The sequence below is a fragment of the Paenibacillus sp. JCM 9796 genome (assembly GCF_055379675.1).
In genome coordinates this window covers 688,437-703,260 of sequence record NZ_AP043723.1, presented here as the reverse complement: position 1 = coordinate 703,260, position 14,824 = coordinate 688,437, and the positions used below count along the sequence as shown (strand labels likewise).

The 14,824-nt window shown below is 51.5% G+C and carries 14 protein-coding genes; 9 read left to right on the top strand and 5 right to left on the bottom strand.

The window, feature by feature from the left end; translation table 11 throughout:
• The first annotated feature begins 30 nt into the window (after nt 1-30).
• From ACZ439_RS03535 to larA, 5 genes are all read left to right on the top strand, one after another.
• Complete coding sequence (locus ACZ439_RS03535; RefSeq protein WP_464620631.1) at nt 31-969, top strand: hypothetical protein; 939 nt, start codon at nt 31-33, stop codon at nt 967-969.
• Nucleotides 970-998: 29 nt separating this feature from the next.
• On the top strand, nt 999-1,424 hold the full coding sequence (locus ACZ439_RS03530; RefSeq protein WP_054795410.1) for a GlcG/HbpS family heme-binding protein: 426 nt from the start codon (nt 999-1,001) through the stop codon (nt 1,422-1,424).
• Between the two features lie 98 nt (nt 1,425-1,522).
• Nucleotides 1,523-3,124 (top strand): malate synthase A, encoded by a 1,602-nt coding sequence (gene aceB / locus ACZ439_RS03525; RefSeq protein WP_201318868.1) that lies wholly within the window; start codon nt 1,523-1,525, stop codon nt 3,122-3,124.
• A 56-nt stretch (nt 3,125-3,180) separates the two neighbouring features.
• Nucleotides 3,181-3,969: a fumarylacetoacetate hydrolase family protein gene (locus ACZ439_RS03520; RefSeq protein WP_464620630.1), complete on the top strand. Its 789-nt coding sequence runs from the start codon at nt 3,181-3,183 to the stop codon at nt 3,967-3,969.
• Nucleotides 3,970-4,053: 84 nt separating this feature from the next.
• Nucleotides 4,054-5,337 carry a nickel-dependent lactate racemase gene (larA, locus tag ACZ439_RS03515; RefSeq protein WP_464620629.1) on the top strand — a complete coding sequence of 428 codons (1,284 nt, stop codon included), beginning with the start codon at nt 4,054-4,056 and terminating at the stop codon, nt 5,335-5,337.
• A 157-nt stretch (nt 5,338-5,494) separates the two neighbouring features.
• Here the strand turns inward: larA and ACZ439_RS03510 are convergent, their stop codons facing one another.
• Genes ACZ439_RS03510 through ACZ439_RS03500 form a run of 3 tightly spaced genes read right to left on the bottom strand, consistent with a single transcriptional unit; the run spans nt 5,495 to nt 7,772 of the window.
• Nucleotides 5,495-6,235 carry an ATP-binding cassette domain-containing protein gene (locus tag ACZ439_RS03510; RefSeq protein WP_464620628.1) on the bottom strand — a complete coding sequence of 247 codons (741 nt, stop codon included), beginning with the start codon at nt 6,233-6,235 and terminating at the stop codon, nt 5,495-5,497.
• A complete protein-coding gene (locus tag ACZ439_RS03505; RefSeq protein WP_141334663.1) occupies nt 6,235-6,903 on the bottom strand; it encodes an ABC transporter permease in 669 nt (222 codons plus the stop codon). The genes ACZ439_RS03510 and ACZ439_RS03505 overlap by 1 nt, the downstream gene beginning before the upstream one ends.
• Nucleotides 6,904-6,923: 20 nt before the next feature.
• Nucleotides 6,924-7,772: an ABC transporter substrate-binding protein gene (locus ACZ439_RS03500; RefSeq protein ID WP_464620627.1), complete on the bottom strand. Its 849-nt coding sequence runs from the start codon at nt 7,770-7,772 to the stop codon at nt 6,924-6,926.
• Nucleotides 7,773-7,975: 203 nt separating this feature from the next.
• Between ACZ439_RS03500 and ACZ439_RS03495 the strand changes: the two genes are divergently transcribed.
• Nucleotides 7,976-9,784, top strand: coding sequence for an aldehyde ferredoxin oxidoreductase family protein (locus tag ACZ439_RS03495; RefSeq protein WP_054795411.1), 1,809 nt, complete (start codon nt 7,976-7,978; stop codon nt 9,782-9,784).
• Between the two features lie 46 nt (nt 9,785-9,830).
• Here ACZ439_RS03495 and ACZ439_RS03490 read toward each other — a convergent pair whose 3' ends face one another.
• Both ACZ439_RS03490 and ACZ439_RS03485 read right to left on the bottom strand, forming a co-directional pair.
• Nucleotides 9,831-10,103 carry a MoaD-like domain-containing protein gene (locus tag ACZ439_RS03490; RefSeq protein WP_054795412.1) on the bottom strand — a complete coding sequence of 91 codons (273 nt, stop codon included), beginning with the start codon at nt 10,101-10,103 and terminating at the stop codon, nt 9,831-9,833.
• 7 nt (nt 10,104-10,110) lie between these two features.
• Nucleotides 10,111-10,386, bottom strand: coding sequence for a ubiquitin-like small modifier protein 1 (locus tag ACZ439_RS03485; RefSeq protein ID WP_127606458.1), 276 nt, complete (start codon nt 10,384-10,386; stop codon nt 10,111-10,113).
• 92 nt (nt 10,387-10,478) lie between these two features.
• Between ACZ439_RS03485 and ACZ439_RS03480 the strand changes: the two genes are divergently transcribed.
• The 3 genes from ACZ439_RS03480 to moaA are packed head-to-tail and all read left to right on the top strand — an operon-like array spanning nt 10,479 to nt 14,732.
• The gene (locus ACZ439_RS03480) at nt 10,479-11,720 is read left to right on the top strand and encodes a molybdopterin molybdotransferase MoeA (RefSeq protein ID WP_464620626.1); all 1,242 of its coding nucleotides are present in this window, start codon (nt 10,479-10,481) and stop codon (nt 11,718-11,720) included.
• Nucleotides 11,721-11,773: 53 nt separating this feature from the next.
• Nucleotides 11,774-13,678 carry a molybdopterin biosynthesis protein gene (locus ACZ439_RS03475; protein ID WP_464620625.1) on the top strand — a complete coding sequence of 635 codons (1,905 nt, stop codon included), beginning with the start codon at nt 11,774-11,776 and terminating at the stop codon, nt 13,676-13,678.
• 28 nt (nt 13,679-13,706) lie between these two features.
• Nucleotides 13,707-14,732 carry a GTP 3',8-cyclase MoaA gene (gene moaA, locus ACZ439_RS03470; protein WP_127606452.1) on the top strand — a complete coding sequence of 342 codons (1,026 nt, stop codon included), beginning with the start codon at nt 13,707-13,709 and terminating at the stop codon, nt 14,730-14,732.
• Nucleotides 14,733-14,824: the final 92 nt, after the last annotated feature.

The following is a 14,824-nucleotide window of genomic DNA, read 5'->3' as shown; positions in this document are numbered from 1 at the left end:
TCTATATATCTCTTTGAAGGGAGAATGGCCGTGAATTGTTATGACTCACCCGTAAACCCGAATGGCGATCAGTCCAAGCAGCCTTGTGTGCTGGTCTTGGGATTTTTTGACGGGGTTCATCTGGCTCATCAGCATATTATAAACAGCGCTAAAAAATTGGCTATCCAGGAAAACATGCAGCTGGCCGTCATGACCTTTTTCCCGCATCCCAAAGAAGTGCTTGACCCCCGGGAAATCCAGAGACCTTGCATGACGCCGTTGTCATTAAAAATAAAAATATTCGAACAAATGAAGGTTGACGCCCTGTACGTCATTCGTTTTGATAAAGAATTCTCATCGCTTGCTCCGGCTCAGTTTGTTTCCGACTTTATTCTTCCGCTAAACCCCAAACATATCGTTGCGGGATTTGATTTTACATATGGAAAATATGGACGCGGCAATATGGATTCCCTCCGGGACCATACCATGGGGCAAGTAAACATCGTTACGATTGAGAAGCTTGAGCGTCATGGTCAGAAAATTGGCTCCACGCTAATCAGGCAGCTTATACAATCGGGTAAAGTCGATCGTGTGCCGGACTATTTAGGCGATTACTATACGATTCATGGGAGCGTATCGCCAAGCCAGTCCAAATTTTTTAGTTTTAAAGTGAAGACCTCGGAAAATTATATGTTCCCTCATTCCGGACTTTATCAGATCGCTTGGCATCAGGATGAATACGAAGTGAATGCTGCTTGTTTAATAGACGCAGACTCGCCTGCTCCGAAATGTTTAGTGAAGCTGCCTGACAAATTCATGTTTCCACCAGCCTACGGAAGCGAAATAACGGTAAAGTTCATCACGAAAATAAACGGGATTTATGAAATGACCTGGAACCATGCGGAAACAAGCGGCCTGATTCATCTCTCCCCGACATCGAATTGGAGAAGAGATGACCTGGGGAAAACCGCAAATTACGGCAAGTCCTGATTCAAGATCATAGCAAAGGGGAAATTGCAGTGGCATTTGTTGGACAAAAACCGGTTTTGACGCAAGAGATGACGATGACAATGATAGAAACTTGTGTGCATAAAGCGAATGAATTAGGCATAGCCGTCAATATTATGGTCATGGACGACGGAGGGAACCCGAAAGGGTTTCTTCGTATGGACAAAGCTTCTTTGATTGGTCAGAAAATTGCTCATAACAAGGCCTACACGGCAGTTGGCTTCGGAATTCCGACTTCCGAGTGGTACTCCAAAATCAAAGATAAGCCTGAGCTGCAAGGCATAGCGCATATCGACAACATGATTATTCTTGGAGGCGGCTTGCCCATTTATCACGATTCGCACTTAATCGGCGGTATCGGCGTTTCAGGAGGAACCTCGGAACAAGATATCATTTGTGCGCAGGCGGCTCTGGACGCTTTGGCCGGACGATCATGACCTGACGGCGGTACGGGATACCCCAAATGCATGGAATCCTACGCCTCGGAAATAGCAATCGGTCAGGGATAAATCAAATAACGAAGGGACGATTCGACATGAAAGAGAACTATCAATTGGATCATGTAGTCATTCAAGGGAAGCAAACAACCGAAATTATGGAAATACTGACTCCCGAAGCGCTGGAGTTTGTCGTGTCGCTGCAGCGGAAGTTTGGAAATACGCGAAAAGAGCTTCTGGCCAAACGGTCCGAGCGGCAGAAAAAAATCGATGAAGGGCATTTGCCGGATTTTCTTCCATCTACCGCAGATATCCGCAGCGGAAAGTGGACGATTGCCCCGGTACCGGCTGACTTGCAGGATCGAAGAGTTGAAATAACGGGGCCGGCCGGCGACCGGAAGATGGTGATCAACGCGCTGAATTCCGGTGCGAAATTGTTCATGGCCGATTTTGAAGACGCCAACTCGCCTACGTGGGAGAACACGATGCTGGGGCAAGTCAACATGCGGGATGCCGTGAATCATACGATCAGTTATGAAAGCCCGGAAGGAAAGTCTTATCGGTTGAATGATAAAGTGGCTGTTTTGATTCCGCGTCCGCGCGGCTGGCATATGGAGGAGAAACACGTTCTCGTCGACGGGGAGCCCGTTTCGGCCAGTTTGTTCGATTTTGGCCTGTACTTCTTTCACAACGTCCGAACGCTGCTTGGCAAAAACAGCGGCCCCTATTTTTACTTGCCGAAGCTGGAATCGCATGAAGAGGCAAGGCTGTGGAACGAAGTGTTCGTCTTCGCTCAAGAAAGGCTCGGGATTCCTCAACAAACGATCAAAGTAACGGTGCTGATCGAAACGATTCTGGCCGCTTTCGAAATGGACGAAATCCTGTATGAATTGCGCGATCATATTGCGGGTCTCAACTGCGGCAGATGGGACTACATCTTCAGCTATATCAAAAAATTGCGCAACAGACCGGACGTCATCCTGCCGGATCGCAGTCTTGTGACGATGACGTCTCCATTCATGCGCGCTTATTCGCTGCTTGCGATCAAAACTTGCCATAAACGGAATGCGCACTGCATTGGCGGGATGGCTGCGCAAATTCCGATCAAGAACGATCCTGAAGCCAACCAGGCGGCTATGGACAAAGTGCGGGCCGATAAGGAGCGGGAAGCTACCGACGGCCACGACGGCACATGGGTGGCGCATCCGGGTCTTGTGCCGGTTGCTATGGAGGTGTTCGATCGGATCATGCCGGCGCCGAATCAGGTGGGCAAGCAGCTGGAGCACGTCGAAGTGACGGCCGCCGATTTGCTGGAGGTCCCGCAAGGACCGATCACGGAATCGGGGCTTAGAACCAATATCAGCGTAGGCATTCAATATATAGAAGCCTGGCTGCGCGGATCTGGAGCCGTTCCGATTCATAATCTGATGGAAGACGCGGCTACTGCAGAAATATCGAGGGCTCAAGTGTGGCAGTGGATTCGTCATCCCAGAGGGGTTTTGCAAGACGGAGGCCCGATCACGGAACAATTGTTCGAGCAAATGGTCGTTGAGGAATTGGCCAAAATTCGAAGTGCGGTCGGTGAAAAACAATATACGCAAGGGAAATATGAACAGGCCAGAGAGCTGTTCAGCCAGATGACCCTCGCTCCTGATTTTGAAGAATTCCTGACGCTGCCCGGTTATCGGCTGCTTGCTTAGTCGGGATAATCGTTGATCGAACAGCTCCTCATCCTAAATAAAGAAGGTGTAAACCAGTGAAATTTGCGCGATTTACCGCAGCGGGAGATCCAACCGTTCGGTCCGGGGTAGTGGTGGACGGAACGGTCCAAGAAATCGTGGGAAATGTATTCGAGACATGGAATTATACGGGGAACAGCTATGCTTTGGAAAGCGTTCAGCTTGTCGCTCCTCTTCAGCCCAGACATATTATCGGGATCGGCAAAAATTATGTGGAATTCGAGCATGAGAGACCGCAGACGTTGCCCAGCATACCTGTTTTTTTCTTTAAACCGGTCAGCACCGTCATTGGTCCGGGAGAGGAAATCATCATTCCGTCCACGCTGGAGCAGGTCAAATTCGAAACGGAAATTGCCGTCATCCTAGGGAAGGAAGGCAAGAATATCCCCGAAGATGATGTGGAGCGTTATATTTTTGGATATACCGTTGCAAACGATGTCGCTTCGCCGGAATATTTCCATCCGGACGGTCATTGGATGGTAGGCAAATCGTTCGATACCTTCACCCCGCTCGGACCTTGGATTGAAACGAAACTGGACACCCGATCTTTGCTGCTGCAAACGCATGTTAACGGTAAAGTGCTGCAGGACAGCAGAAGCAACCTGATGATTGTCGGAATCAATCATATGATCGCTTACCTCAGCAGAGTCATGACCCTGCAGCCTGGAGATGTCATCCTGTCGGGAACGCCGGCCGGAGCTGATTTTATCAAGGACGGGGATACGATTGAGTGTACGATTGAAGGAATCGGAGCTTTAACCAATAATGTGGTGAAGATCACCCGCACCGGCGCGACAACTTTGTAATCTGATTGGCGACCCGCCTTATGAATGGGCGGGCGCCTCTTTCATCGTTCGTGATAATGGATAAAGGCATCGGGGGGGTTTTTCTTGAAAACGACGATTTTATACGGAAAAGAAAGCTTACACATCAACGTGCCTGATCATTCGGTCATCATTGAACCGCACCATCTCGAAGGCTTAAAGGACGAGAAGCAAGCCGTCATGAATGCGTTAAGGCAGCCTATCGGCTTACCGCCGTTAAGAGAACTCGTCAAAGCTACGGATCAAATAGCGATTGTCATTAGCGATATTACCAGACCGACTCCGAACGATAAGCTGATTCCATGGATCATTGAAGAACTTCCGCATGTTCCGCTGGATAACTATGTCATTATCAACGGAACAGGCACGCATCGGGACCAGACAAGGGAAGAGTTCGTTCAGATGTTGGGTGAATGGGTCGTGGATCATATCCGCGTTATTAACCATCACTGCCATCATCAAGACGAGCTGGTGAAGATCGGACACAGCGAATTCGGGTGCGATGCTTATTTGAACAAAGCTTATGTAGAAGCTGATTTCCGTATCGTCACAGGTTTTATAGAGCCTCACTTTTTTGCCGGGTTTTCAGGGGGGCCTAAAGGCATCGTCCCCGGAATTGCGGGGATTGAAACGATTCTGACCTTCCACAATGCCAGGATGATCGGAGACCCTTTGTCCACCTGGGGGAATATGGTCAACAATCCCTTGCAGGACATGACGAGAGAAATAAATCGTATGTGCAAGCCGGACTTCATGTTGAATGTGACCTTGAACAGTCGGAAAGAAATAACGCAAGTGTTTGCCGGAGAACTGTTTGAAGCTCATGATGCAGGCTGCGCATTTACGAAAGAGCATGCCATGATCAGGTGCGATCGCCGGTTTGATGTTGTGATTACTTCCAATTCGGGTTATCCGCTCGATCAAAATTTGTACCAAGCGGTCAAGGGGATGAGCGCGGCCCACAAAATCGTGAAAGAAGGAGGTACGATTATTTGCGCCGCCGAATGTTCGGACGGTCTGCCTAATCACGGTAACTATGCGGAAATTTTGCAAATGAGAAAAACTCCGCAAGAAATACTGGACATGATTAATGACCGTTCCTTTAAAATGTTCGATCAGTGGCAGGTACAAAAACAGGCGGTTATTCAAGTTTGGGCGGATGTTTACGTCTATTCGACCTTGGGCGATGAAGACGTCCGGATGGCCATGTTCAAGCCGACCCGGGACATTGAAAATACGTTGGAGCAATTGAAGGCCAAATATGGCGAGGAGATGACGGTGGCCGTGCTGCCGCTTGGTCCGCTAACCATTCCGTATGTGGAGGAGAGTAGGGAAGGAGCTGCGATATGAAAATTTATCATTTAAATAACGCGGCCCGGTTAGTCCAGTATCCGGTTGAAGGTAAATGAGCGATGAAACGGGATGGAGCAGGGATAAGCATGCATGGATGCTTATCCCTGCTTCATGAGCGGCCGGGGTAGGGTGCCCGTTCGTCATCCGTTGATCGTCAGTAGACCATTTTTCCGCTAATGAAATCTTGCAGGGCTTCATGCCGGGGCGATTCGAAAAAAGCTTCCGTATCGTTCTGTTCGATGATCTGTCCTTGATGGAGGAACAGACATTGATCGGATAATCGCCGGGCTTGCTGCAAATGGTGGGTAACCATCAGGACCGTCATAGCTCTTTCTTTGCGGATTCGAGTAATGATCTGTTCGATGATAGCTACATTCGCCGGGTCCAGATTCGAGGTCGGTTCATCCAGCAGGAGGAGCTTCGGTTCCAGGACGAGCGCCCGCGCCAGAGCAATTCTTTGGGCTTCTCCCCCCGAGAGAGAGGTCGCTTTACGGCCCGCGGCTGCCTCAAGTCCGACCAGGTCGAGCGCTTTCCTCACCAGCTGTGCCCGCCTGCTTCGGGGAACTCCTCTATAGCTGAGCCCCAACGCCACATTGTCAAAAACCGTAGTTTGGAACATCACGGGCTTCTGCGCGACAAACGCCATCTGTCTTTGTAAATGAACACCCTTCGAGTGGGATAGCTCCGCTGCATTCACCTTATGCCCCCAGATCGATAAGCTCCCTGAACGAGGCTTTTCCAAGAGGTTCAACACCCGTAGAAAGGTGCTCTTCCCGGCACCGCTAGGTCCTACAATTCCATACATGACGCCTTCATCGAAAGATGCAGCGGGGATGGACAAAAGGACGCGCTCCCCGGAGGCAACAGTTAGATTGTGAATTTCTAGCGGTTTCATCAGGTTTTTCTCCTCCCGTCGTTCAGGTTTTGCAAGGCCCCCGCCACGAGAAAGCTGTTAAAAATAAAGCTGATGAGCAGCAGTACAGCACCGATTTGCAGGGCGATATCGAAATTGCCTTTGCGGGTCTCCAGAATGATAGCGGTTGTCATGACGCGAGTCTCATGCTCGATATTTCCGCCGACGAGCATCACCGCGCCGACTTCCGATATCGCACGCCCGTATGCAGTGGAAATGCCGGACCAAATTCCGCCTCTGGCTTCCTTAAGAATCGTCCATACAAGCTGCAAGGGAGTGGCGCCGAGACTTTTGGCCGTTTCCCAATACGTTCTTTCCCGTGCCTGAACCGCAGACATCGTCAGTCCCGTAATAATCGGGGTCACGAGGATGGTCTGCGCGATAATCATAGCTTCGGGGGTGAACAACAGCTGGAAAAAACCGAGCAAACCATATTTGGACAGCGCCATATAAACGATAACGCCGATGAGAACGGGAGGCAGTCCCATCAAAGTAAAGAGCAGAATAACAATAAAGCGCTTTCCCGGAAAGGAATACAGGCCTAGAAAAGCGCCGCAGGGGATGCCGACAAGCATACCGAATAGAACGGCTATCGTGGAAACTTGTATGGATAACCCAATAATCTCCATGACCTGCAAGCTAAAAATCATAGACACGCCCTTTTAAACCTTTATCTTTTTTTGGCATTCGGGACGAACAGGCCTTTCCCGTAGTCGGCCTTGCCGAACTCTCCGATAAGCTTTTGGCCATCCGGGCCGACGAGGAACTGAATGAACGTTTCCCCATACTCCGCTTTACTGCTGGATTTCACTTGAATGACCCCATATGGATTGAGCAGGGTAGGATCGCCCTCCTTCAATACGACAAGACTTCCTTTGTTGGATAAGTACGTCGCTTCGTCCGTAAGGGTATAGGCGTTCTTTTCATCCGCCATTTGGAGCGTGGCCCCCATTCCCTGGCCGGCTGAAAAATACCACGGGCCTTCGGGCTTGAGCCCTGCGGTTTTCCAAATGGACAGCTCCTTCTTATGGGTCCCCGAATCATCCCCGCGCGAGATGAAAGCGGCCTTTGCCGCAGCGATGGCCTTAACAGCGTCCGTTGCAGACGTCATCCCCTTCACCCCGGCAGGATCTTCCTTGGGTCCGACAAGCAGAAACTGGTTAAACATCACATCATAAGCGTTCACACCGTAACCGGAAGCGACAAAATCGTCCTCGTCTTTCCTGGCATGAACGAGAAGAACGTCGGCATTCCCGTCTTTCCCCAGTTGGATCGCTTGTCCGGTACCTACGGCTACGACCTTGACCTGAATCCCGGATTGCTTCTCAAAGACTGGAAGAATAACATCCAGTAAACCCGAGTCTTGCGTACTGGTCGTTGTTGCCAGTACAATCGATTTTGTGTCTCCGGCGCTTGCAACGGTACCCTGCGCTGGACTGCTACAGCCTGCGATTACGCCAAACAGCAGCAGGAAACCTACAAGATAAGAGATCACTTGAATCCTTCCGTTCGGCCTCATGGCTCATCCTCCCTAGCAGATCGTTTCCAAAAGATAGAAGTAGTTTCAATTATTAATGTATTACGAAGTTCCTGACATAGCAATCTTTTTTAAAACGGGCGGGGCGCTCGTGAAAAAGCAGGAATTTATTGGGATATGTCGAAATAATATGAATAGAATGTCAACTTTTTACTTGTTTCACAACCTTTTGGGAGGCGAGTTGAATGAAGTTAGGCGGATTTAAAAATCGAGAAGTCGTTGTCGATCTAACGTCCCGAACCATTGCTTACAGAGAGATTAACGAGGATTTGGCCAGGAAATTTATCGGCGGCCGTGGTCTTGGGGTGAAGTATTTATTAGATAACGGCCCTGATGTGGAAGCGTTTTCGGATGACAATATGCTCTGTATTATGACGGGGCCGGTGTCCGGTTCGAGAACCGTGATGAGCGGGCGCTTATGCGTGGTTACGAAATCTCCGCTCACCGGCACCGTAACCGATTCCCATATGGGAGGATGGACGGCGGCCAGGCTGAAATGGGCGGGCATAGACAATATCATCTTCAAAGGCAAGAGCGACAAGCCCGTTTACCTGTACATCGAGAACGGGCAGGCCGAGCTTCGCGATGCCGGCGATGTGTGGGGACAAGGAACGCGAGCCACCATACAGACGATGAAAGACCGTTATGGGAAAGACAATCTTAGCGTCATGACGATCGGACAGGCCGGAGAAAATCTCGTGCGCTACGCCGGCTTTATGAACGAGAACGACCGTGCGGCCGGACGCGGAGGAACAGGGGCCGTCGCAGGCTACAAAAATCTGAAGGCGATTGTCATCAAGGCTGAGCAAAAAGGAAACATGCCCGTTCCTTCCCGGGACGAAGCCTATAAGAAAGCGAATCAGAACGGTCTTAAGGCTATTATGGAAGGCGGGCTTACCGCTCCGAAGAAGGGCGGATTATCCGTATACGGCACGAACGTGCTCACCAGTCTCATTAATGAAGTCGGGGCTTTGCCGACCATGAACTCCAAATATACGAACTGGGACGGCGCGGAAGGGCATAGCGGGGAGACGGTCAACGCTACGCTGCTGGTTGCCGATAATACGTGCCACGCCTGTCCGGTCGCCTGTAAGAAGGAAGTCGAAGTTAAGGAAGGCAAGTACAAGACCCGCGTGGAAAGCTTCGAATATGAATCGGGCTGGGCGCTGGGGGCGAACTGCGGATTAAGCGATGGAGCCGCGATCTCCTTCATGATCAACATGTGTAACGAATATGGGATGGACACGATTGAACTGGGGAATGTCCTGTCCGTTACGATGGAGGCGGCTGAGAGAGGGCTCATTTCCGAGAATCTCAACTGGGGCGACGCCGATCGGATGATTGAATTGATCGAACAGATGGTTTTCCGCCAAGGCATCGGGGATATCTTAGCGGAAGGGCCTACCCGTGCGGCCGCGCAGTTCGGGGATCCGAATTTGGCTATGGCGGTGAAGGGACAATCGATTCCCGCTTATGACCCTCGCGGTATTCAAGGGATCGGATTGGGCTATGCGACAAGCAATCGCGGAGCCTGTCACCTGCGCGGCTATACCGTAGCCAGCGAGATTGCGGGAATTCCCGAGCCTACGGACCGTCTGAAGGCCGAAGGCAAAGGAGCCCTGCTTAAAGTATTCCAGGATCTTCTCTCGTTCTCCGATTCGATGAACGTCTGTAAATTCTCTTCCTTCTCCGAGAATGCCGACAACTATGCGCAGCAGTACTCGACGATGACGGGCGTGGAGGTTACCGCTGACGATGTGATGAGAATCGGGGAGAGAATCTATAATCTGGAACGTTACTATAACAACCTGGCCGGGTTTAATAAGCGCGAGGACGATTACCTGCCCAAACGCTTCACGGAAGAACCCGCGACAGGGAACAGCGCGGGATCGGTAAGCCGTATGGATATTATGCTTGATGAATATTATCAGGTTCGCGGCTGGGTGAACGGCGTCGTTCCGGAAGAAAAGCTGAAAGAGCTGGAGATTATTTAACTAAAGCACAAACGGGAAAAAGGTGGAATCCAGATTCCACCTTTTTCTACCCTCCTGCCCGAAATGTTTTACGGCGATAGGCGGCAATCACATCCTGGAGCTCCTGTTCGGATGAAGCTTCAAAACGGACAAAAACCGCATTGACAACAAATCGGGATGTAATCCGGACCTGATCTTCCCTCAGGATGTCCGCGCGCCAACCGGGACCATGAAAGACATAAGGAAATGCAAAGGTTTGCTGTTCCGCCTCCAATTCCTTGAAATAATTCATCAGATGCTCGCAGCGAATACCACGGAATTCCAGCGTTTGTTCCGCCATCTTCGAATTATCCTCCTGCTACCGGAGGGAATAGAGCGAACTGGTCCTCCCCGCTAACGAGCGTGTTCAATCCATCTTCGTGAATGATATTTTTTCCGTTAATAAACACATGAACGAAGGGCATAAGCTTCCGGTCGCCGTCGAATACTTCCTTTTCCATGGCGGGATAAAGCTTGATTAAATCTTCAAGCACTTGAGCGACAGAGCTCCCGTCAGGGGAAGGCACTTCGACGACTTTGTCCAGGCAAATATCACGGAAATTGGCAAATAGCTTGACCTTCATAGGTTCTGCCCCCTTCTTCGTACCTCTTAATTATAATGGATTTCAACCATATTTGTGTGGATTTGTTATTATTTTCAGAATCGGGAGGGCGCATGAAATTTTTTAATGTAAAAACCGTGGACGAAACGATGGCCGTGATCGAAGAGCAATTCGCTCCTATTCATGAGCCCGTTCGAATTTCGATCCTGGAGGCGGTGGGCCGCATACTTGCGGAGGATGTGTTTTCCCGGGAACAGGTTCCGCCGTTCGCAAGATCTACGGTAGACGGTTATGCGGTTCAGGCGAAAACAACCTACGGCGCCTCCGAGTCCTTGCCCGCTTTCCTTGACATTACGGGTAACATCCATATGGGCAAGAGGGCGGAGCTGCCGCTTGTTGAGGGACAGGCCCAATACATGCCTACAGGCGGGATGCTGCCGGAGGGCGCCGATAGCGTCGTGATGATTGAGCACGTGGAAGAGGTGGGCGACCTGCTTAATGTATATCGGCAGGTCGCTCCCGGAGAGAATGTGATCCGCGCCGGGGATGACGTACGGGTCGGGGATCGTGTGCTGGCCCGGGGGAGCAGGCTCCGCCCGCAGGATGTAGGCGTATTGGCCGCGATTGGCGTAACGGAAATAGCGGTGTACCCCATCCCGATCGTGGGTATTCTGTCCACTGGAGATGAGATTGTGCCTCCGGACAAAGCGGAGCTTTCCCCGGGAGAGATTCGCGATATTAACAGCATCATGATCGGCGCCCGGCTTGCCCAACTGGGAGCGAAAGCGGTGTATGGCGGCATCGTGCGGGATGAGTATGAGGAGTTGCTAACGCGTGCTAAAGCCCTGTTCGAACAGGTGGATCTTCTTCTTCTGTCAGGCGGCAGTTCGGTCGGGACGCGAGATTTCACCGTTCAAGTGCTCGAGGCGCTAGGCGAACCGGGGGTGCTTGTACACGGGGTCGCCACGAAGCCGGGCAAACCGACGATTATCGGGAAGTCACAGGGCAAACCGGTCGTAGGGTTGCCGGGACACCCTGTATCGGCTCTGATCATGTTCGATTTATTGGTGGTGTCGATTCTAAGACGGCTTCAGGGCGAATCAAACGAGGTCCCGGATAAACGAAGCCGGGCGCGCATTTCCCGTAATGTTCCTTCGGCCGCGGGGCGAAGCGACTATATCCGGGTTCGTCTCGAAGAGCGCGGGGACGAGCTGTGGGCCGTGCCCGTGTTCGGCAAGTCAGGACTCGTTACAACGATGGTCGAAAGCGACGGCATTGTGGAAATCGCAGCGAACAAAGAAGGCGTTGTTGAAGGGGAACAGGTGAAGGTCATGCTGTTCGGGAGCTCCTATTAAGGACAAATACATAGGGATGACATGGAAGCAGATGGTGTCGGGAGGAGTAAGCAATGCGTAAAATTTATTTGGAAGACACTCCGCTGCAGGACGCCCAGCGTGAATTTGTGGAGAAGATCACGTTTGACCGGAAGATCGAGCGGGTCCGGACAACCGACGCCCTTGGCAGAGTCACGGCGGAGCCTGTTTATGCCAAGGTGTCGATGCCGAATTATCATGCCTCGGCAATGGATGGAGTCGCCGTCCTGGCGGTAAAGACGCATGGGGCGGATGAGAAGAATCCGGTCCGTCTTCAACAAGGCGTTGATTATGCAATCGTCGATACAGGCGATCCGATTCCTTCCGGGTTCGATGCCGTCATCATGATCGAGCATATCCATCAAGTGGATGAGCATACGATTGAGATTCTGGAACCGGTAGCCCCTTGGCAGCATATTCGTCCTATTGGAGAAGACGTCGTCGTGGGTGAAATGATCGTCCCGGCTCACCATGCGCTGCGCGCGGTCGACCTGGGGGCGCTGCTGGCCGGTGGCAACTTAGAGGTGCCTGTCCTGCGCAGACCGAAGGTTGCGATCATTCCGACAGGCACCGAGCTCATCGAGCCGTCCGAGACCGTACATAACGGGGAGATCATCGAGTTTAACGGCACCGTCTTTGCTTCGTATCTGAAAGAATGGGGAGCGGAGCCGATTTACTTCGGTATCGTGAAGGATGAGTACGCTGTCATTAAACAAAAAGTGCTTGAAGCGGCTCGGATCGCCGATATTGTCATTCTGAATGCAGGCTCTTCCGCGGGAACGGAAGATTATACGGTTCACGTTATCGGCGAATTAGGTCAAGTCTTTACTCATGGAGTGGCGACCAGGCCGGGCAAGCCTTCCATTACGGGCGTGGTGGAGGGGACGCCGGTTATTGGAGTACCCGGATACCCCGTGTCGGCCTATCTTTCGCTGGAATGGTTTGCACGGCCGTTGGTTTACCATTATTATGGTCTTATCGAGCCTAAGCGAGCCGAATTGCCCGTCAAGCTCGGCAGACGAGTCGTCTCCGATGTTGGGGCGGACGATTTCGTTCGGATGACGATCGGTTATATTCATGGCGCGTATGTGGCGAATCCTTTGACCCGCGCGGCCGGAGTCACCATGTCTATGGTGCGCGCGGACGGAATGCTTCGAATTCCTGCGGGGCATATGGGCTATGAGCAAGGCGAAGTGGTAGAGCTCGAGCTTTATCGGCCCAAAGAGCAGATCGATCGTACGACGGTTATAACCGGTAGCCATGACCTGTCCGTCGACGTCCTGCATACGCTGCTGCGCAAAGAACATCCGGATCGTTTCCTGGTATCCTCTCATGTTGGAAGTATGAGCGGCATTCTCGCCATCCAGAAAGGAGAGGCCCATGCGGCCGGTATCCATCTGTTCGACGAGGAATCGGGAACCTACAACGTTCCTTATATTGAAAAGCACTTAAAAGGGCATGATGTCGTATTGATTCAATTAGTTTATCGCGAACAAGGCTGGATCCTTCCTAAAGGGAATCCTTTAGGAATAAGATGTATGGAAGATCTTGTAAAGCCTCACGTCACTTACATCAATCGTCAGCGGGGAGCCGGGACGAGGCTGTTATTTGATTATTTGTTAAAAAAAGAAGGTCTCAGCCGGGAAGCGGTATACGGATACGATCGCGAAGCGATCAATCACCTCAGCATAGCGGCGGCTGTGGCGGGAGGAGCGGCGGATGTCGGTCTCGGCATTTATTCGGCGGCCCAGGCGATGGGTCTTGATTTTATCCCGGTAGCCGAAGAGCGGTACGACCTCTTGATGACCAAGCGCTTTTACGACAGTCCGGAAGGGCAAATGCTGGTGCATGTCATTCAATCCGAATCGTTCAAGACGGAGATGGAAGCCTTGGGCGGGTACAGCTGCAGGGAGTCCGGACAGATTGTTTTTGAGAACTAACTTCGATCGTAGAGGGAGTGATTAGCACATGCAGGAACCAACACATCCTATTGTTGACAAGCTACAACGCCCTCTTCGTGACCTGCGGATGTCTGTGACGGATCAATGCAATTTCCGTTGCCGGTATTGTATGCCGGAAGAAATATTTGGGCCTGATTACAAATTCCTTCCTAAGGAAAAGCTTCTAACCTTCGAAGAACTGACCCGGATTACCCGGATATTTGTTTCGCTCGGTGTGGAGAAAGTGCGCATCACCGGCGGGGAGCCGCTCATGCGCAAAGAACTTCCTGCGCTCATCCGCATGATCCGTGAAATCGACGGAGTCAAGGACATTGCCATGACGACCAATGGCTCTTTACTCGCGAAGCACGCGAAATCGCTAAAGGAAGCGGGATTACACCGGGTAACGGTGAGCCTCGATAGCCTGGATGATGATCGGTTTGGGCAGATGAACGGACGCGGTTTTAAAGTATCCCGCGTTCTGGAAGGAATTGACGCCGCTGCGTCGGCGGGCTTGCAAGTGAAAGTGAATATGGTCGTCCAGAAGGGAACGAACGACCAGGATGTTGTTCCCATGGCTAAATACTTCCGCGAGAAAGGGCATATCTTGCGTTTTATTGAATATATGGACGTCGGCAATTCCAATGGATGGAGACTCGATCAAGTGCTTCCCAGCCATGAGCTTGTAGCGCGAATCCATCGTGAAATGCCGATCGAGCCGGTTAAGCCCAATCATTATGGGGAGGTGGCCTCGCGGTACCGCTATGTAGGAGAGGAGCGGGAGATCGGCTTGATTTCTTCGGTTACTCAAGCCTTTTGTTCTACATGTACCCGGGCAAGGCTCTCCGCGGAGGGGCAGCTGTACAGCTGTTTGTTCGCTTCAGCGGGCACCGATCTTCGCGCCCCCTTGCGTGAGGGGTGGAGCGATCCGCAGATCCGGGAATTTATCAGGGATTACTGGAGCCAGCGCAAAGATCGTTATTCCGAAGAAAGGCTTTCCAATACGCCGGGACTCAAAAAAAAGAAAGTCGAAATGTCACACATCGGAGGCTGACAGGACGGCTCTGTTCGCACAATGGCGACGGAGTCGTTCTTTGTTCCAACGTTAAACATAGTGAATAACGGGTATGGCATGGGGCGATTCCA